The sequence below is a fragment of the Chitinophaga nivalis genome (genome assembly GCF_025989125.1).
GTDB lineage: Bacteria > Bacteroidota > Bacteroidia > Chitinophagales > Chitinophagaceae > Chitinophaga > Chitinophaga nivalis.
In genome coordinates this window covers 1-19,419 of the sequence record NZ_JAPDNR010000001.1, presented here as the reverse complement: position 1 = coordinate 19,419, position 19,419 = coordinate 1, and the positions used below count along the sequence as shown (strand labels likewise).

Sequence of the window (19,419 nt, the reverse complement as noted above, 5' to 3'; positions counted from 1 at the left end):
GCGTTTTTCTTTATCGCTTAATTCGTATATTCAGTTTAAAAAAATGCGTTCCCTGTTTTGTTCCCTCGTACTCTTATTATCCTGTGCTGCTGCCAGTGCCCAGAAAACCGAAGATGCCGTGAAGGCTGCCGTTACCAGATTATTTACTGCCATGCGTAACTCCGATAGCGCTGCTATTCAGGCTTGCTTTACACCGGAGGCAGTGATACAGTCTATTTCCACCGACAAAGATGGCCAGACTGCGGTGAAAACCACCCAGGTGATTGCCTTCGCCAGTAATGTTTCCCACCTGGAAAAGAATGCGGCCGATGAGCAGGTAATATTCAGCCTGATCAAAGTAGATGAACCACTGGCAACCGTGTGGACGCCATTTCGGTTTTTACTCCGGCAAAAGTTTTCCCATTGCGGCGTGAATTCTATTCAGCTGGTGAAAGGGTCAGATGGCTGGAAGATCCAGTATTTGATTTATACAAAGCGTAAGGAGGGGTGTCCGGAAGGGATTTAAGAGAAGTTTATCCGGATTACACTAAACAGGAAGAAGTAGACCGAGTTCCTTCTTAAGAAGGCTTAGAGATTTGTCTTTATGTGCTAATATAAACTGCTTATACTCCGGAAAAATTCTTTCTACTGCTATAATACCTTCATCTAGGAAAAGACTAAAAACCAAGAGCATATCGTTAATCTGTTTTCTGTTTTTTTCTGCATTTTTCATACAAATGAAATTACTAAAAAGCCTTAGCTTCTATACAAAGAAGGAGCTGATGTTTTATTTCTTTTAATCTGAAATGTACCTCTGATTATAATAGGGAGATATAGATAATATCAGACTTAGGATGTTAAAATCATTTTGATGTTTCGATGTATATAATTATATATTAATTAGCAATGTGCTATTTTATAATCGATTGATACTTTTTGGATTTAGAAAAGTATTTGCAACCAGGAGAAGATAGCTGGCTGTTTTTTATTTTTCGGGAGAAAAGCAATTTATTTTCAGTAGATTTGTTTATATGAAAAATGCTGCTGAATATAGAAAGAAGGCTATCATTAATGAAATGATTCTCGCTTTTGTTCTCTTTAAAGATGAGGGAATTAAAGCAGTAGAGAGGATGTACCCTCAACATGTACTGTTTGTACTTGAAAATAAAAATAAGGCTACTAGTACCGTTCAGGATGAATTGCTGCATCTGTCAGATGTTTAGCCTGTATCTATGTTATAAATACAGTGCTATATTTTTACTTTGTAAATAGCTTCTTAAATTATTCATTGTCTCCGATTCATCGTCCAGATGAAATTCTGCTCTCCAGGTATATCCATGGTTTTTCCACAGTTGCCGACCTTCTATTGTTGCTAATAATTCATGTAATGTTTTTTCTTTTCGATTAAAATTATTTAACCAACGGAGAAATTCAACTTGCTCATCTTTCATCATCTGATAACCTAATCGCCCCCAACAATAATACCCCCACCATTGAATATCATCTCCTTCATCAGTTGCTCTGGCAACCGTCTTCAATTTTAACATTTTCCTGGATCGTGCTGTTTTGACTTGGTGAAGAAAAAGATTTGTACCTATCATTTGCTGTGGTTTATAAACATGCATATAACTGTTGTCAATAAACCTGTAATCAAAATTAATGGAGCGAACTATTTCATACAAATCCGTGAATATTTTTATATGTATGATGTCTTCATGAGTGGAAATGATTTTGATAGCTAATTCCGTGATTCTCTGAGGAGGAAATCCCCCGCAAAGATTAATAACATCTCTTATATCAAGACCATGTTTATCCAATGCTTTTTTGGGGTCATTAATTGTAGTGGATTTTTCTAAATATTTAAGCGCGTATCTTGAGTACACAAGGATAAATTTGCGGCAAAGTACTGTTTAAAACAGCTAGTTATCTTAATCAAACTAAAACAGGAAAATATTCTGGAAGCATTTAAATGAGAAAGCGCATATGCTTTCCTGTTAACAGGAGCATATGCGCGCTTATTGGTGGTGTATATTATTTAGTAAGCATACCTACCGGTATTCACTACGCCGCTTCTATATTTACTTTCACCCGTAATGCCTTTAATCCGCTGACGCCTTGCAGCTCTTCCAGATCCAGCATTTCGATGTCGGGTAGCAGCAGTTTTTTGCTTTGGAGGAAGCTGATATATTTTTTGAGTTCCTCCATTTCCTTTACATGGGAATAGACGATGGCGATAGTGCCGGGTTGGGTGAGACGTTCACCGGTATCTTTCACATGTACTTTATCTATTCTCTTTTTGATGATTTCATAGCGGATGTTATAGGCACCTTCCACATCAAACCGGCGTTCATCGCTGCGGAAGCTGATGGTAATGGCGGCGCTGTGCATGAGAATCATCTGGGTAGTTTCCAGCGGTGTTTTCAATTGCGGTCCTAACTGGTGGGTGAGTTTCGCAATGTGTGCCATGGATGTCAGCTGCCATAGACGCAGGTTACGCAGGTAGAGGTGATCAAACTTTTTGTCCTGCGCAATGGATTGTCCGATGTAAATCGTGTATTCGATACCGTCTGTCCGGTATTTCTCGAAATAGCAGGGGAAGGACTGTTGGATATAGTCCCGTTCTTTTTCCAGGTATTGGCTGATAGCCATATTGAGGGAAGACAGGCTTTCCTCATATTCCCGGCGGTGATGGAAAACGTATCCTTCTGTTTTATCTATTTTCGAGAAATAGTTGCGGAGTAAAGGTTTCAGCTGTTCGTTGCCTTCGCACAGGTGTTCCAGTACCGGTTGTATTTCCTGGTCCATGAATTCATTCACCTTCATATCTTCTCCTGCCTGTAGGTTGTTGCTGAGGTTCTGCAGCATATCGGCTGTTTTGAACTGCAGTTCTTCCAGGAGGGGCAGGTGTATTTCCTGACTGATGGTTTCGAGAGTGTCGCGTATCAGTTCCAGCTGTTCCTGCAGGTCTTCGCGGATAGCGTTGCCTTGCTGGATGGAAGAGTTACGGATATCTACAGCGCCATACAGCGGGTATACTTCTTCAAAGGTGATGTTTTCAATATCCTTTCTTTGGTCTTTAGGTGTGAGCAGATAGCGCCATGCTTCTTCCACGAACTTCCATTCCACAGAAGGCTGGAGGGCCGTGAACTGATCTTTGATCACTTCATTCAGACGACTGTCCAGGATGTTCATGCTGCGATTGAGCATGAGTACCAGCAGGGGATAGGTGCTTTCGAGGAGCCAAAGAGGATCGGCATTCAAGGTATTTTCTTTGGCAGATGCCAGTTCCAGTACCCCCAGGATTTCCTTTTTATGTACGATCGGGAACAGTACAAAGCTCCGGATGTTTTTGATAGGTAGAAATTTCAGGAAGTCGTAGGAGCTAACGGTAGCTTCATTGACATCTGAAATAATCAGTGGACCATGGTGGCGTTCCAGGTAGGATAACATCAGCTGAAAGAAGTGTTGTTGCTGTTTGGTATTGCCAATACCCAGGATGGGATCTATGGCAGAAAACTGCTCTTCCAGTACGTGTTTGCCATTTACTTTCGGGAATGGCACCAGGTGTGCCGTAATACCAGGCAGCTGCAATATAGATGGCAGCATTTTTTCCAGGTTACGGTAGCTATCTATTTCATTGCTGGTGTTCATGTTCATCACCAGACTTTTGATATTGTTGAGTATTTCTGTCTGGGTGACGTCTTCCACGGTCCAGATAACGAAACCTTCCAGGGCAAATGCATCCAGCGGCAGTATCTCCTGGAGGTTTTCCGGAGAGTTCTGACAGGAACAAAACCGGTTGTAATCCAGGGGAGGTGTATCGCCTTTGACCTTCACATCCACAAAACGCGGATCGATATTCACTTTCACATAGCGTTTCTCTCCTGCCTCTATTTCGAGGGTGTGGATGATATCATTCTGATAGTTGACGGGGAAATGATATACCCGTTCCAGGATCAGTTTATAGAGCCAGTTTAATTTATCTTTTTTGATTTTATTCAGGGAAACGCCCTGTGGTACTGCTGTCAGTTGGTAGCCATTTTCTGCAAATGTTTTTTTGAACAGGTCAGAGTAATAGAAGATGGCAAACTTAAAAGGGACGCCAATGCCATAGATATCTTTGTTGGTATCGGTGGTAATGGGAAATATAGCAGCGATCAGCAGATCGAGGTATTCTTTATATTGGGAGAGGTCATCAGTAGCTGCAATGGGCAGCATGGTATCCGGGTTCCGCTCAAATTTCTCTACCATCAGTTTGTAAAAAGTGGATCGGCTATCGGACTCATTTTGGGCCTTTTCCTTCAGGAACCGGAGGAAAGGGGCGAATGAGATGTTGGAGTCTATGACTTTCTCATCATTAAATATTCCCGGGTGTGCAGTTAAAACTTTCATAAATCTGGTATAAAATTATCACCAAAGGCTGTCTTTTTTTAGTCAGCAATCATCATTATTTGTTACGATTTCAGTAAACGCAGTGTAGGAGTAGTTGTGGGGATTACATATGTAGACGCAAAGGTAGGAGAGATATTTTATATTCCCTGATGAAATTCAAATTAACAAGTGTGAAATCTTGGGTAGAGATGGGGGCATCTGATTTTAGCTAATATTTTGATTGATTATCAATTATATGCCAAAATATGGCGGGAAGGGTAAAAAAATAACAGCCAAACGGTATAAATAAAGTCTGTACCGCGTGGCTGTTATGTTTAAATATAGTTATCTGCTAATATAAATAGCAGGGATGTGGTATTTAGAGTTCAATCTGGTTTTTCAGCAGATCTTCCAGGGTATCCCGGCGGCGTATCAGGGCTGGTTTGCCGTCTTTTACCAATACTTCTGCCGGTTTAAGGCGGGAGTTGAAGTTAGAGGACATTTCGAAACCATAGGCGCCGGCATTGTAGAACACGAGATAGTCGCCTTCTTTTACTTCATTGAGCTTCCGGTCCCAGCCAAACGTATCTGTTTCACAGATGTTACCTACCACGGTATAGATCCGTTCAGTACCTTTTGGATTGGAGATGTTGCGGATCAGGTGGAAGGCATCGTAGAACATAGGGCGGATCAGGTGATTGAATCCGGAGTTCACGCCTACGAATACATTGGCAGTGGTTTGTTTGATCACGTTGGCTTTTACGATGAAATAACCGCATTGGCTTACCAGGAATTTTCCGGGTTCAAACCACAGCTGTAATGGCCGGGGATAGGTAGCCGCAAAGTGGTTGAAAGCAGCTGTCAGCTTTTTACCCAGCAGCTCAATGTCTGTTTCGGGGTCGCCTTGTTGGTAAGCTACTTTGAAACCGCTGCCCAGGTCAATGGATTCCAGATCCGGGAAGTGTTGCGTCATTTCGAACATGATTTCCACGCCGCGGAGGAATACATCCACATCTTTGATTTCGGAGCCGGTATGCATGTGCAGACCGGTTACTTTCAGTTTGGTGGATTTCACAATACGCTCGATATGGCGCATCTGGTGAATAGAGATACCAAACTTGCTGTCGATATGCCCGGTGGAGATTTTAAAGTTACCACCCGCCATGATGTGCGGATTCAGGCGGATACAGATCGGGTAGCTATCGCCGAAGGTATGGCCAAACTGCTCCAGAATGGAGAGGTTGTCGATATTGATGATAACACCCAGGTCTTTCGCCGCAATAATTTCCTGCAGGTCTACGCAGTTGGGGGTAAAAATAATGTTTTTAGGGTCGAAGCCTGCTTTGAGGCCCAGTTGTACTTCCTGTATTGACACAGTATCCAGTCCGCAACCAATGGAGTTGATATACTTCAGGATGTTGATATTGGTCAATGCCTTACAGGCGTAAAAAAAGCGGGTGTTAGTCTTCTGAAAAGCATTTTGCAGCTTCTCATACTGAGTTTTGATCTTTTCGGCATGGTATACATATACCGGGGTGCCAAATTCTTCCGCGATTTTCACCAGGAAATCGGTAGCAAGTACGTCGCTTTGTTTAGGCATTGATTTATCCTTGATTTATGAATGAGGAGGCAAAATTACTACGCAAATGTGAGAATTTATAGAAAAAAGGGTCTGTGTGGTTAACATCCTGTGACGGTCAGCTGGCATTCAAGCCTGGTAAATGAGCATTCAAGTGCGGTTAACAGGCATTCAAGGGCTGTCAGCAGCCGGAAAAGGCTGGTCAGCGGGTTACCTGATCCTGTAAGTGGGTATTCAGGTCTTGTCAGCAGCCGGTCTGTGGTTGCAAACTGACAGTAATAACGTGTCAGCAGGCTTCCTGTGCCGGTAAGCTGACATCCCGGCAGTGTCAGCAGGCAGTCAGGCCCCGGCAGTACATGCCGGGGTGCCGCCACTATGCTTCTTCCTCTTCCGGTTCCATAAAGCCGTCGATACTGCGGCGGTCTTTTTTGGTAGGACGGCCAATCTTGCTTTGGCGTTTACCGGTCTGGAATACAGAAGGCGTAAAGGCAGGTGCCAGTTTATCTTCTTCGGGTGTGTTATCAATATAATATTTGATGGCTTCACTATAGGCAGCCCGGTTGGCTAACAAGCCGGTTACTTCAATGAGCCATTTGCGGGCGGGTGTCCGGATTTCAAATTTATCACCTACGTTCACACTCTTGGCTGCTTTCACGGTAGCGCCGTTTAGCTTTACTTTACCACCATCGCAGGCATCAGATGCCTGGCTGCGGGTTTTAAACACTCGGATGGACCATAGGTATTTATCTACACGTAACTTTTCATTCGTACTCATAATAACAGATTTAACATCTGTTGCCGTGCGTCCGGGAGTAAAGGGCTAATCGGGTGATTATTCCTTTACTCCTGGCAGGCAACAGCTTATTTGCTCAGTTCCGCAAAGAACTGGTGGAAATAAGGAATGGTTTCGATGCCTTTGTAATAGTTGGCAACACCGTATTTCTCGTTAGGAGAGTGCAGGTTGTCGCTATCCAGGCCAAAGCCCATCAATACGGTTTTCAGGCCCAGTTCTTTTTCGAACAGTGCTACGATAGGAATACTACCGCCACCGCGAACAGGAATAGGATCTTTACCGAAAGTAGCATGTACGGCTTTGTGAGCAGCCTTGAACGCGATAGAATCTACCGGTGTTACATACGGGCTGCCTCCATGGTGTTTGGTAACCTTTACCTGTACACTCTTCGGCGCAATGGCTTCGAAGTGTTTGGCAAACAGGTCGGATATCTCGTGCCAGTCCTGGTTAGGAACGAGGCGCATGGATATTTTGGCAAATGCTTTGGATGGCAATACGGTTTTGGAACCTTCGCCGATGTAGCCGCCCCAGATACCGTTTACTTCCAGGGTAGGACGGATACCGGTTCTTTCGATGGTAGAATAACCTTTCTCTCCCCACAGTTCATCTACGCCGAGGTCATTTTTGTATTCGGCTTCATCAAAAGGAGCTGCGTTCAGGTCGGCTCTTTCTTCCGCGCTCAGTTCCTGTACGTTGTCGTAGAAGCCAGGAATGGTGATGTGGTTATTTTCATCATGCAGGGAAGCAATCATTTTAGCGAGGATGGTAGCCGGGTTAGCGACAGCACCGCCGTATACGCCACTGTGCAGGTCGCGGTTAGGACCGGTCACTTCTACTTCCATATAGGCCAGACCACGCAGACCGGTATCGATAGACGGGTTTTCGAGGCTGATCATGGAGGTGTCGGAAATCAGTACTACGTCTGCTTTCAGGCGTTCTTTATTTTCTTTCAGGAAGATGCCCAGGTTGGCAGAACCTACTTCTTCTTCCCCTTCGATCATGAATTTGATATTGCAGGGGATGGTGTTGGTGCGGTTCATGGTTTCAAAGGCTTTTACGTGCATGTAAAACTGGCCTTTGTCGTCCGCGCTGCCGCGGGCGTATATGTTTCCGTCTTTGATAACCGGTTCAAACGGACCGCTGTGCCACAGTTCCAGGGGATCTGCGGGTTGTACGTCGTAGTGGCCGTATACCAGTACGGTAGGTAAAGCAGGATCTATAATCTTTTCTCCGTAAACGATGGGATGTCCGGCAGTAGGGCATACTTCTACTTTGTCGGCGCCAGCTTCCTGCAGGCGTTGTTTTACAGCTTCCGCACATTTTTGTACATCTCCGTTAAAGCGGGAGTCTGCACTCACGGAAGGGATACGTAACAATTCCAGTAATTCATCCAGGAAACGGTCTTTATGTTCCGCCTGGTAATCTTTCCAAACTTGCATGATTCAGGAAATTAAGTTCACAATGTGGTGCAAGTTAAAGGAAAAACAACATTCGGGAACGGCGGGGAAAGGATTTTGTGATAACCGGTGTGGGGTTATGGGAAATGACTATAGGCTGCCGGTTGGGAGCAGATTCCAGTAGGGAGTGCCATAAAAAGGGTAGTAAATGATCAGGAAATCAGTTTCTGACGTACCAGGAATTCCAGCTTTTCATTTACGTCCAGCAGTTTGGCAGTCAGTTCTTTATTTTCTTTGCGGAGAGAATATACTTCGAATGCTTTCTCGATATTATGTTTTAATTCTTCTTCGTTCCAGGGTTTGGAGAAATATTTATACACCTGTCCTTTGTTGATAGCGTCTACTACAGCGTTGATATCAGCATATCCGGTCAGCAACATACGTATAGGTTCCGGGTATTTTTCCAGTATGGATTCAAAAAATTCGATGCCGGTAGTTTTGGGCATACGTTGATCTGAAATAATGACATGAAACTCCTGGTGCTCCAGTAATTTTTCTGCTTCCTCTGCTGAGGTGGCAGTAACAACATGGTAAAGTCTCCTGAATGAAGCTTTAAATGCGTTCAGGTTGTGTATTTCATCATCAATATAGAGTATATGGATGTGTTGTGCACTCATTTAAGCAGACTTAGTTACAAATTAGTAATAATAAATGAGTTAGAAACAATGAAACCCTCAAAGTCGATTTGTATCCATTCTGCCCCATTCACCTATTGCAAGCATAATAAAACCTTCAACGGTTTATACGCTGCAAAGGTACATATAAACATACTGTTTTATAATGAATTTTTCAAGGTTGAATGAACTTTTTTTAAAATTTGTGGTTTCCCATAGCAGTAGCGGTTTACTGCTTTAGTTTCCATATTTTCGTGGTACTATGAAAAGGGGGCTTTTACCGCTCATTTTTGAGCATTCACCGGAAAAAACACTACTTACACCGTTAGTGGTGTAAAATGGGAATGCCTTTTGCACGATTGTCGACACTTAAAACTTAAATTAAATTCAGATGAAAAAAGGAATCATTGTAATCATTGTTATCGTATTACTGGGTATGTTCGGTTGCGGAAAGTACAATGGATTAGTGAAGAACGAAGAAAATGTGAAAAATAAATGGGGTGTGGTACAAAGCAGCTATCAACGCCGTGCAGACCTGATCCCTAATCTGGTATCCACTGTAAAAGGGGCTGCCAATTTTGAAACAGAAACATTGACTAAGGTAATCGAGGCCCGCGCCAGTGCTACCCAGATCAAACTGGACGCCAATGACCTCAGCCCTGAAAAAATACAGCAGTACCAGGCTGCCCAGGGTCAGTTGAGCCAGGCTTTAGGTCGTTTACTGGCAGTATCCGAAAATTATCCGGAACTGAAAGCCAACCAGAACTTCATGAACCTGCAGGCACAGCTGGAAGGTACCGAAAACAGAATCAACGTAGCCAGAAACGACTTCAACGAAGCGGTGAACAGCTATAACAGTTCTGTACGTACGTTCCCGAATAACCTGGTAGCTGGTATCACCGGTTTCAAACAAAAAGGTTATTTCGAAGCACAGGCGGGTGCTGACACTGCACCGCAGGTGAAATTCTGATAAAGTTCGTTGAACCTGTATACCGGGGGAGGGTACTTACCGGTATCCTCCCTGTTATGCAGGGCGTTACAAAGCTGTTTCAACCTAAGCAATCATCAATTGAATATGGGCATTTTCCCTTTTAAACGAAAAGAGATTTTTTCTGAACCGGAGAAACACAGACTGGTAGAAGCCATCAGAATAGCTGAGCGGCTGACCTCTGGTGAGATCCGGTTGTTTGTGGAAAACCATTGCACGTATGTTGATCCTATCGAACGCGCCAAAGAAGCATTTTTGTCGCTCAATATGGAAAAAACGAAACAGCGTAATGGCGTGTTGGTATACGTGGCCATTAAAGACCGCCAGTTTGCCATCCTGGGCGACCAGGGTATCCACGAAAAGGTGGGCGATGATTTCTGGCTGAAGGAAGCAACTTTGCTGAGAAGCCATTTTCAGGGCGGTCAGATCATTGAAGGCATTGAAGCCTGCATACAGGAAATCGGCATCTCACTGCGTACGCATTTCCCACATGAAGCAGGCAGCGACGAGAATGAACTGCCGGATGATATTGTATTCGGATAGTGGTGGTCACTCTTTTTAAACGATTTTAGCTTAGATACAATGAGGATATTACGCTGGTTTTTACCGGGATTGTTAATGATAGCAGGTTTGCTGGCGAATGCCCAGCAAATTCCACCCCGGCCCAATCCTCCAACGTTAGTAAATGATTTTACCGGTACCCTGTTAAAGAATGAGGAGGATGCATTAGAGCAGAAACTGGTTACTTACTACGACAGTACTTCCACACAGATCGCTGTAGTGATACTCAAATCCGTCGGGGATTATGATATCAGCCAGGTATCGCTGAAGATATTGCGCGACTGGGGCATTGGTACCAAAGGAAAAAATAATGGCGTACTGTTGCTGATAGCGCTGGACGACAGGAAGTTAAGAATAGAAACCGGCTACGGCATGGAAGGTGCTATTCCGGATGCGGTGGCCAATGAAATTATTTCCAGGATACTGAAACCTGCCTTCCGCGAAAAGCATTACTACGAAGGCCTGGATGCTGCTACAGATGCATTGATCAAGGCGGCTGCCGGTGAATACCGGGCAGACCCCCGGCAAAGCAAACCGGGTATCGGCGTAGGCACCCTGTTTCTGTTGATCATGGTCATCGTGATTATTATCTCCATCATTAGTCGCGGTGGCGGCGGTGGCGGACGTGGTGGCGGTACTACCTATAACAGACGTGGTGGCTGGATCTGGCCGGTAATTGGTGGATTGAGCGGTTTCGGCAGCGGTAGCCGTGGTGGTGGATGGTCTGGTGGTGATAGCGGCGGCGGCGGATTTGGTGGCTTCGGCGGTGGTTCCGGCGGTGGCGGTGGCGCCAGTGGTAGCTGGTAATAACCCTTGAAAACTATTTTATGTCATACCTGCATGTGTTAAACGGAGATGCTATCCTTGCTTTGTTTCAGCAGAGTAAGGTACCAGGTGAGTTGGTAGTGTGCCGGGAGATGATGTGTGAAGGAAAGGTAAAGCATACCAATGATCCGGTTGTTTTTTTCGAAAGCCGCGCCAAACATCTGGAATTCCAGTATGGGATTGACAAACAAACTTATTATACCAATGTCGTACAGGAACTGGAGAAAATAACCACCTCCGGTCCCTGGCAGGAAATTGTTCTTTGGTTCGAGTATGACTTGTTCTGCCAGATAAACCAGTTGTTTATCCTGCACTACATCACTACGCGGATCAAAGAACATCCTCCTATCAGTATCGTGGACCTGCCACACCAGCGGTCTGCTACTGACTTCCCCAAGCTGTTGGAACACCGGCAGCTGTTATCTCCCGAAGACCTGCAGCTGGCAGCAGACGCCTGGGACGCTTTTTGTATGGACACTCCCCAGGCACTGGAAATGATCTCCAAATTACCTCCGGGACAACTGACCCATCTGCCGGCAGCTATTCATGCACATCTGCAACGATTTCCCCATATAGAAAGCGGTCTTTCCACCATCGAAAACTTCTTCCTGCAACGGATCGCACTGGGTAACTACCGGCGCTACGACCTGTACAAAACATTCTGGGATGAACTGGCCATTTATGGCTTCGGTGATTTCCAGCTGGATATCATCATTCAGCGGATGGATCGTGCCGGTATCGCAGAAGTGGATAACCAGCTGATAAAAATTACTACCCTGGGAAGAGAAGTGCTGGCCAAAGAAGAGAATTATCTCGATTATGTATCGCTGGAGCATCGCTGGCTGGGTGGTGTACGGCTGGCTAAATCACCCTGGAGATGGAATCCGCAGCTGGATAGTGTAGTGGCACTGGAAGGTTAACCTGATCTTGTAAAAGATGGCATCGCTATAAGTACCAGTAGCTACAGCTGGTGCTGCTTTATTACTCCGCTTATATATGTCTTTATAAAAATCTTCACTGGCCTGATGAGAAACCGTGCGTAACAACGTACCACAAACTGTTTCAACAGATTTAACAAACATACAGGTGAGTCATGTCGCGCCTATAACATTTTCTCCGGTAAAAAATCGCGGGGCGAACACCCGAATATACCAGCCAGTGCATTGAGATGGTTAAGGTTGTATTTAGCCCTGTATTCAGGATTTTCTACATCTCCGATAAAACCTGGTGAGACATGCAACATATTTGCGAGCACTTTTTGAGAATAGCCCTTTTCCATTCTTTTCTGTTTAACAACAGCTATCACATATAATTCCATTGAAGTGTGCACGAAGGTTTCCATGGGGTGGGAAATACCGGGTTAATCAAATTTGAAGTTCAATAACATGCTGGGAGGAACATCTAATCCGAGCGCCAATTCCTTAATGGTTAATAACGTGATGTTAATCTCTCCTCGCTCCATCGCGCCAATCTTACTATAATCTACCTTACATAAATACGATAGCTGCCTTAGACTAAGCTGCTTTTCCTGCCTGATCCTCCTGAGATTAGCTCCAAATCGTACCAGTATTTCAGTATCATCAATCGTCATCGGCAGGCTGATTATATTTTCCCTGCAAACAATCAACTAATATTTAAAAATATCGTGTACCTTTAAGTACACAACAAAGCATTTCCTGATATTTCTGACAGGAAGTAGTTTAATCAGATAGGGTTGTAAACGGTAGGCGCAACTGGCTTTGTAATAGGTGGTTTGATCATCAGCAGCACCATCATCTCCAAAACAATTTATTTATGACCGAGAAAGAATTCCTGGTATCAGCTATTGCTTCTCTGGAAGCACAGAATAAGTGGTTGAAAGAAGAGTTGCCCAAATTAGAAGAGACGATGGCAGCGCTTCGGAAAGATGTGGATGAGATCAGGGCAACAGGAACTGCTTTATATGCGCTTCCCGCAACAGGCAGGCCATAAATACTACCGCCATTGATAAAGTTGGTACCCATGAAAAAAGCGTTACACTTTTTTGCAGCGATGCGACAAAAAGGTGTAACGCTTTTATTATGGATTGTTTTATTCCTTGATTTTTGCTTTCAGGGCTTCGGAAGCCTTGCGCATGTAGTCTGCCTGTTTCAGCAGCTCTTCCCGCGGAGTACCGGTAACAACAGCGGCATCATCGGATTTCTTTCTGGAAATCTCATCCAGCCAGTTACTGATATAAGTATTTACCTGATTGCTTTTGAACTGATCTGTCATCCCTTTTATCTGACCAAGACCTTTTACCACAGCAGGTGTATTGTTTACTTTGGATAAGAAGCCCAGGTATTCAAAGGCGGCATTGAGTTTATCCTGTCCGCTGGTTTCTTCAAACCGGGTAGATACAAAGCCGGTATCGGCAGCATTACCTTTTTGTGCATACACCCCAACAATGGCGCTTACCAGTTTGCCTTTGGCATCACTTTCCAGTTTTTTGGCAATGATATAGGCGCTATCGGCATCGAGCGTTGCGAGACCAGACAGTCCGGCTGCTTCTACACCATAGGATTTATCTTTCGTCGCATTTACAAACAGCGCTTTGTATTGCGGATCTTTCAGTTCTGCCAGGTTTTCCAAGGCAGCGGCACGTACCAGCGCATGTGGGTCCTGTTTCGCGATCTCTGTCAGGATACCAATGGTAGCTGCTTTTACCGCTGAATTTTTCAGCTTCAATTTGCCGGCTACCATGGAACGAAGGCCATGATATTTATCTTTTAATGCCAGTTGCAGCAGCTTTATTGCCTGTGGATCATTGCCCTGGCGCTGTATGGCTTCTTCAATCGCGTCGCGGCGATCCATGTATAACGGCGCGTGCGTGTACTGGTAGAAATAGGAGCTGAAATCACGGTGATCATCCATCTTAGCCAGCAGTACTTTGTCGGCATCTACATTTACCAGATCTGGTTTCACCGTATAGCTATAGGTAAAGGAATCTATGCGGTTATGCATCGTCAGCTGATGACGGGTGGCTTTACCTCCTTCGTAAATATCCACCGCCATCGGCAGTTGCCATACTTTGGGATCTCTTTGGATCTGTTGGAGTATAACCGTTACCGTTTTAGCGGTTTCATTGTATTTGTAGCTGATATCCAGTTCCGGGAATCCTTTACCAAAGTACCACTGGTTGAAGAACCAGTTTAAATCCTGGCCGGTTACTTCTTCAAAGGCGAGGCGCAGATGATGAGCTTCGGTGGCTTTAAAGGCGTTGGTTTTCAGATAAACCTGCAGGGATTTAAAGAAAGCAGAATCGCCTATTATATTGCGGAGCATATGCAGGATACGGCCACCTTTCTGATAGGTGATGGCATCAAACATATCTTCTTTGTCGTGGTAATGAAAACGTACCAGGTCTTTATCGCCACTGTAACGGAGAGAAGTCAGGTAGTTGACACCAGCTTCATAGCCATTTTCATCAGCGGCATCTTTGCCATATTTATGTTCCAGCCAGAGGTATTCGCTGTAGTTGGCAGAAGATTCATTTACTGTGAGGTTGCTCCAGGATTCTGAAGTAGCCAGGTCACCAAACCAATGGTGATACAGTTCATGCGCGATAACGGTTTCGTTGTAATTGTTGTTGTCCAGCAGTTCCCGGTCGGTTTTCTGCATAAACTCTCCATGCAGGGTAGCCGTCGTATTTTCCATCGCGCCGGAAACATAGTCGCGGCCGGTTACCTGCGCATATTTTACCCATGGATATTCGTATCCCAGCAGCTGAGAGAAGAAGGTCAGCATCTCGGGCGTATTGCCGAATATCTGTTTCGCATACTTCTCATAGGGCTTCTCCAGGTAATAGCTGACTTCTTTCCCGCGCCAGCTGTCTTTTACCACAGCATATTCACCTACCGCCATCATAAACAGGTAAGGAGAGTGGGGGAGATCCATCTTCCAGGTATCGGTACGGGTACCGTCTGCATTATTTTTCTGACTCACCAGTTTACCGTTGGACAGCGTCACATACTTCTTCTGCACGGTCATGCTGATTTCCTGGGTACATTTCTGGTTGGTTCTATCGATAGTAGGGAACCAGACAGAAGAAGCTTCTGTTTCGCCCTGTGTCCATATCTGGGTAGGTTTGTTCGGCTCGGTACCATCGGGATTGATGAAATATAACCCTTTGGCATCCGTGATCGCTGCACTGCCTTTTACTGTGAGCTCATTCGGTTTGGCGGTATACTCAATGAAAACAACGTACTGTGTAGCAGCGGTGTAGCTTTTATCCAGCCGGATCTGCAGCTGTTGCTGATCGTAGGTGTATTTCAGCGGTATGTTTTTGCCATCTTTTACGATAGCCACGGTCTTAATATCCATTCCCTTGGCATCGAGTGTCAGGGAGTCTGTGGTATAGAAGTGCGGTTTCAGGGTAATCCATGCTTTACCATACAGGTATCTTTTCGCATAATCGAAACGCACATCCAGTTTGGTATGCACCAGGTCATTTACCTTGGTGGCAGCAGCACGGTAGATCTTGAGTGCAGGGTCTTCCTGGGTAGTTTTATCTGATTGTGCCAGTAGCGGGGTACTCATGCCCAGCCCGGTCAAACCTCCAATCAGCACGCCCCAGAGAGATTGCTTTAAGTAATGATTCATTATCAAGCGACGGTTTTAAACAAATGTATCGGCTAGCGACTATTAACAGGGCCAAATTTAAACAAATGGGCCAAATATGAGGTGAGTGGTTAAAAATGCTATTTTTGTAAGGCTTACAGGCCAATAAAACAGCACTATGATCAAAGCAACCGTAAATGGGAAGTCTACCTTTACCATTAATAGAGATACACAGCTTACCTGCAATAACGAAGCCGTGGATTGGTCGGCAGCCAGGCTGCCTTCCGGCGATTACAGTATTATTATGGATGGTCATAGCTATCAGGCCCAGGTGCTGAAGGTAGACCGGGATACCAAAACAGTGGTACTCCAGATCAATCAACAACCCTATGAAATAGCCATTGAAGAACCAATAGACCAGCTGCTGGCCTCTATGGGTATTAAAGATGCCCTGACCAAAAAGATAAACGATATCAAGGCGCCTATGCCGGGATTGGTACTGAAAGTACTGGTAACACCCGGACAGGCTATCCGTAAAGGAGACCCGGTGCTGATTCTCGAAGCCATGAAAATGGAGAATGTGTTCAAATCCGGTTCAGATGCAATCGTAAAGGAAATTAAGGTAACAGAACGCACTGCAGTGGAAAAAGGCGAAGTGCTGATCGTGCTGGAATAATATTTGCACAAGGATAGTTTTATACCAATTTATAGTATGCATCTTAAGTACAGGACATTTATATACATCTGGGTATGTTTGTTATGGTGTGGCCGCCTATGGGCACAGGAGCAACGACACTATGTATATATTCAGAGCGAAAAGGGACAACCATTTTATGTGAAACATAAAGGGAAGCTCCTCAGCTCTACAGAGCGGGGGTACCTGATCATCCCTCAGCTGGAGAATGGAACCGTACCGTTGACGGTAGGGTTTCCGAAGAATGAAGGGCCCGAACAACAGTTTTATCTGAAAGTAGGAAAAAATGATCAGGGCTTTTTGTTGAAGAAGAGCGCAGACGCTGGTTATACGTTATATAATCTGCAAACTTTCCGGGAACTGAAACCGGATAACGGAGAAGAAGCCCCTGCTGTAGCAGCAGCTGCAGAAGCGCCGGCCCCTCCCGAAGAAACAACAGCCGCTGCTTCAGATACCGCTAAGAAAGAAATGATGGGCAATCTCCAGAAGGACCTGGAAACCACCTTTGCCAATAAAGCCACCGTGACCGGCCCGGCGAAACCCGCCAACGGTTTTTCATCAGCCCTGGATAAAGTAGTGGTAACGGGTGAAGACCGGAATGGCTCCATAGCAGAAGCGCCTAAAGAAAAAGCAAAAGATACTGTTGCGGTAGCAGATGCCGGTGATAAAAAGGCAAAAGATACCAAAGCACCGCTGACAGCAGAAGAACAGGCTATCCTGAGTGAGGTGATGGTAGAAGAACGGAAAGCAGCTGCCGGAGAAGCGGCGGCTGAGGAAGCTGCTAAAGCTGCTGTGGTAACGGAAGAAACACCCCGGAAACCCAAGAACCGCAAGAAAAGAGAAGGCGATCCGGATTTCATAGAGTTTCAGGACGACAAAAATCAGCCTGCAGCGACTACAGTAGCACCTGCAGTAGTGGAGGAAACACCTGCGCCCGTAGCGGAACAACCGGAGCGTAGCAAAAAGAAGAAACGTAAGTTATTCGACGATACAGAGAATCCACCCAATGTGATTACAGATCCGAGTGGTTATGGCGTTGCCGCTGCAGTGCCGGTGGATGCACCGGAAAAAGGCAGCCGCAAGAAAAAGAAGCGGGGAGAAGAGGAAGTAACCGGTGCGCCGGAAGCGGCAGCAGTTGCCGGTACGGAAGTAGCAGCTGGTAAAAACAGTAAAGCAACCGATGCAAGACTCATCAATACCGATTGCGGGAACATCATGGATGAGGATACCTTCCGCAAGGTATTACGCAAGTTTGTAGCCGCGAGAAGTGATGATGGGATGATTGACGTATTCCGTAAACAAACCCGTAATTATTGTCTCGAGACGGTACAGATAAAAACACTGGCGCAACTGATGGCGGCAGATGATGGCCGTTACCGCCTGCTGGATCTGGCTTATTCAAAAACCTACGATACAGAAAAGTACGCAACCCTTGAAAGTCTGCTCACCGATACTTATTATAAAGGCCGGTTCAAAGCCATGTTACATAAATAAGTAACGGATAAGATAAATACGTACGCCCTGTACGACAGTAATAATGGAAGATCCTCCGCTATTTCTGTTGTACAGGGCGTAATGATTAATTGGAAACTGGTAATTCTTTATTTTCGCACCCATATGAGCAGGTATTTTATAGAAGTAGGATATAAAGGTGCGCAATACAGCGGCTTTCAGGTGCAGGAGAATGCACATACGGTGCAGGCAGAGGTAGACCGGGCGCTGAGTATATTATTCCGGGATAAGATAGAAAGTACAGGTTCCAGCAGAACTGATGCCGGTGTGAATGCCTACCAGAACTTCCTGCATTTCGATACGGAGTTGCCATTACATCCGCAGTTCCTCTATAAAATCAACGCCATTTTACCGGAGGATGTAGTATTAAGAGGCATATATGGTGTGCCACCGGAAGCTAACAGTCGTTTTGCTGCGTTGAGCCGCTCCTATGAATATACTTTATATACCCGCAAAGATCCCTTCATGAAAGACAGGGGGTATTTCTTTCCTTATAAAATAGACATCGTCGCTTTACAGGCAGCTGCAACTATCCTGAAAGAGTATCGTGACTTCTCTACCTTCTCAAAACGTAATACACAGGTAAAGACATTTATATGTGCTATTGAAGAATCTTATTGGACTGAATCCGAAGAACGTATAGTATATAACGTTACTGCCAATCGTTTCTTACGGGGAATGGTACGTGGCCTGGTTGGTACGATGCTGAGAGTGGGCAGGGGCAAGCTTTCGCTGGAAGCGTTTCGTGCGGCAATAGAGAGTCGCGATTGTACAAATGCTGATTTTGCAGTGCCGCCGCAGGGGCTTTTTTTGATGAAAGTACGGTATCCGGATAATTTTTTACAGCCTGTGGACGTAGTCTGATAATAATTTTTATCTTCTGTAATCCTTTGCTGTAAAGGATTACAGAAGATAATGCAAAAATAATTATAAGAAATAGTTGGTAGTGTTAAAAATCCGCCTACCTTTGCGCTCCGCTTTGATAGAAAGCACGGTTACAAAAGCTCTTCACGACACTGTATTTTTACCACATTCTGACCGCTGATAACAGCGTAGTTATTGAAGATTAATCAACAGAGATAACGAGAAAAAAAATCAGAAATTTTTTCAAAAAGATTTGGTAGAAATAAAAAGTTGCTTACCTTTGCAACCCCAACGATAACGGGGCAACAGACGGAAAGCGACGGTTGCGAAAAAGATGAAAAAAGATGTACGGCAAACGGCCACCGAGATCGGATCTCACACATCAACAACGACGGAGATTAAGTAGTTAATCGATAACGTCAAAAGTTCTTTGAAAGAATGGAAACAACAGCACGAATTTAAGTAGTGATACTTAAGTTCAAACAGGTAATGTTAAAGCTAAACATAATTAAATATCCGATTGATTTCGAGAGAAATTAGTCAGGTATCAACTTCTTTACAATGGAGAGTTTGATCCTGGCTCAGGATGAACGCTAGCGGCAGG

20 protein-coding genes are annotated in these 19,419 nt (G+C 44.8%); 10 read left to right on the top strand and 10 right to left on the bottom strand.

Features of this window, described 5'->3' with window-relative positions:
- Positions 1 to 43 precede the first annotated feature (43 nt).
- Positions 44 to 505: a nuclear transport factor 2 family protein gene (locus OL444_RS00095; protein WP_264735285.1), complete on the top strand. Its 462-nt coding sequence runs from the start codon at positions 44 to 46 to the stop codon at positions 503 to 505.
- A 21-nt stretch (positions 506 to 526) separates the two neighbouring features.
- Here OL444_RS00095 and OL444_RS00090 read toward each other — a convergent pair whose 3' ends face one another.
- Positions 527 to 712, bottom strand: coding sequence for a hypothetical protein (locus OL444_RS00090; RefSeq protein WP_264735286.1), 186 nt, complete (start codon positions 710 to 712; stop codon positions 527 to 529).
- Between the two features lie 298 nt (positions 713 to 1,010).
- Here OL444_RS00090 and OL444_RS00085 point away from each other — a divergent pair, with 298 nt between their 5' ends.
- Complete coding sequence (locus tag OL444_RS00085; RefSeq protein ID WP_264735287.1) at positions 1,011 to 1,202, top strand: hypothetical protein; 192 nt, start codon at positions 1,011 to 1,013, stop codon at positions 1,200 to 1,202.
- Between the two features lie 12 nt (positions 1,203 to 1,214).
- On the opposite strand, the gene OL444_RS00080 is transcribed toward OL444_RS00085, so the two are convergent.
- From OL444_RS00080 to OL444_RS00055, 6 genes are all read right to left on the bottom strand, one after another.
- Positions 1,215 to 1,862, bottom strand: a complete 648-nt coding sequence (locus tag OL444_RS00080) for a hypothetical protein (protein WP_264735288.1) — start codon at positions 1,860 to 1,862, stop codon at positions 1,215 to 1,217.
- 178 nt (positions 1,863 to 2,040) lie between these two features.
- Positions 2,041 to 4,371: a GAF domain-containing protein gene (locus OL444_RS00075; RefSeq protein ID WP_264735289.1), complete on the bottom strand. Its 2,331-nt coding sequence runs from the start codon at positions 4,369 to 4,371 to the stop codon at positions 2,041 to 2,043.
- Between the two features lie 358 nt (positions 4,372 to 4,729).
- A complete protein-coding gene (gene lysA / locus OL444_RS00070; protein ID WP_264735290.1) occupies positions 4,730 to 5,950 on the bottom strand; it encodes a diaminopimelate decarboxylase in 1,221 nt (406 codons plus the stop codon).
- Between the two features lie 352 nt (positions 5,951 to 6,302).
- Positions 6,303 to 6,704 (bottom strand): RNA-binding S4 domain-containing protein, encoded by a 402-nt coding sequence (locus OL444_RS00065; RefSeq protein WP_264735291.1) that lies wholly within the window; start codon positions 6,702 to 6,704, stop codon positions 6,303 to 6,305.
- A gap of 86 nt (positions 6,705 to 6,790) precedes the next feature.
- Complete coding sequence (locus tag OL444_RS00060) at positions 6,791 to 8,161, bottom strand: dipeptidase (RefSeq protein WP_264735292.1); 1,371 nt, start codon at positions 8,159 to 8,161, stop codon at positions 6,791 to 6,793.
- 170 nt (positions 8,162 to 8,331) lie between these two features.
- Positions 8,332 to 8,796 (bottom strand): response regulator, encoded by a 465-nt coding sequence (locus tag OL444_RS00055; protein ID WP_264735293.1) that lies wholly within the window; start codon positions 8,794 to 8,796, stop codon positions 8,332 to 8,334.
- A gap of 388 nt (positions 8,797 to 9,184) precedes the next feature.
- Between OL444_RS00055 and OL444_RS00050 the strand changes: the two genes are divergently transcribed.
- From OL444_RS00050 to OL444_RS00035, 4 genes are all read left to right on the top strand, one after another.
- Positions 9,185 to 9,763: a LemA family protein gene (locus tag OL444_RS00050; protein ID WP_264735294.1), complete on the top strand. Its 579-nt coding sequence runs from the start codon at positions 9,185 to 9,187 to the stop codon at positions 9,761 to 9,763.
- A 105-nt stretch (positions 9,764 to 9,868) separates the two neighbouring features.
- Positions 9,869 to 10,324: a TPM domain-containing protein gene (locus OL444_RS00045; protein ID WP_264735295.1), complete on the top strand. Its 456-nt coding sequence runs from the start codon at positions 9,869 to 9,871 to the stop codon at positions 10,322 to 10,324.
- Between the two features lie 39 nt (positions 10,325 to 10,363).
- The gene (locus OL444_RS00040; RefSeq protein WP_264735296.1) at positions 10,364 to 11,149 is read left to right on the top strand and encodes a TPM domain-containing protein; all 786 of its coding nucleotides are present in this window, start codon (positions 10,364 to 10,366) and stop codon (positions 11,147 to 11,149) included.
- Positions 11,150 to 11,169: 20 nt separating this feature from the next.
- On the top strand, positions 11,170 to 12,087 hold the full coding sequence (locus OL444_RS00035; protein ID WP_264735297.1) for a hypothetical protein: 918 nt from the start codon (positions 11,170 to 11,172) through the stop codon (positions 12,085 to 12,087).
- Between the two features lie 182 nt (positions 12,088 to 12,269).
- On the opposite strand, the gene OL444_RS00030 is transcribed toward OL444_RS00035, so the two are convergent.
- Positions 12,270 to 12,509, bottom strand: a complete 240-nt coding sequence (locus OL444_RS00030; protein WP_264735298.1) for a helix-turn-helix domain-containing protein — start codon at positions 12,507 to 12,509, stop codon at positions 12,270 to 12,272.
- An 18-nt stretch (positions 12,510 to 12,527) separates the two neighbouring features.
- Complete coding sequence (locus tag OL444_RS31865) at positions 12,528 to 12,758, bottom strand: helix-turn-helix domain-containing protein (protein WP_371878169.1); 231 nt, start codon at positions 12,756 to 12,758, stop codon at positions 12,528 to 12,530.
- 203 nt (positions 12,759 to 12,961) lie between these two features.
- Between OL444_RS31865 and OL444_RS00025 the strand changes: the two genes are divergently transcribed.
- Entirely contained in the window at positions 12,962 to 13,138 is a 177-nt protein-coding gene (locus OL444_RS00025) for a hypothetical protein (protein WP_264735299.1), read from the top strand.
- A gap of 99 nt (positions 13,139 to 13,237) precedes the next feature.
- Here the strand turns inward: OL444_RS00025 and OL444_RS00020 are convergent, their stop codons facing one another.
- On the bottom strand, positions 13,238 to 15,787 hold the full coding sequence (locus OL444_RS00020) for a M1 family aminopeptidase (RefSeq protein ID WP_264735300.1): 2,550 nt from the start codon (positions 15,785 to 15,787) through the stop codon (positions 13,238 to 13,240).
- A 136-nt stretch (positions 15,788 to 15,923) separates the two neighbouring features.
- Between OL444_RS00020 and OL444_RS00015 the strand changes: the two genes are divergently transcribed.
- The 3 genes from OL444_RS00015 to truA all read left to right on the top strand — a co-directional run bounded on the left by OL444_RS00015 (position 15,924) and on the right by truA (position 18,815).
- Positions 15,924 to 16,421, top strand: coding sequence for an acyl-CoA carboxylase biotin carboxyl carrier protein subunit (locus OL444_RS00015; protein ID WP_264735301.1), 498 nt, complete (start codon positions 15,924 to 15,926; stop codon positions 16,419 to 16,421).
- Between the two features lie 36 nt (positions 16,422 to 16,457).
- Positions 16,458 to 17,933, top strand: a complete 1,476-nt coding sequence (locus OL444_RS00010; RefSeq protein WP_264735302.1) for a DUF4476 domain-containing protein — start codon at positions 16,458 to 16,460, stop codon at positions 17,931 to 17,933.
- A gap of 123 nt (positions 17,934 to 18,056) precedes the next feature.
- On the top strand, positions 18,057 to 18,815 hold the full coding sequence (gene truA / locus OL444_RS00005; protein WP_264735303.1) for a tRNA pseudouridine(38-40) synthase TruA: 759 nt from the start codon (positions 18,057 to 18,059) through the stop codon (positions 18,813 to 18,815).
- The last annotated feature ends 604 nt before the right edge of the window (positions 18,816 to 19,419 follow it).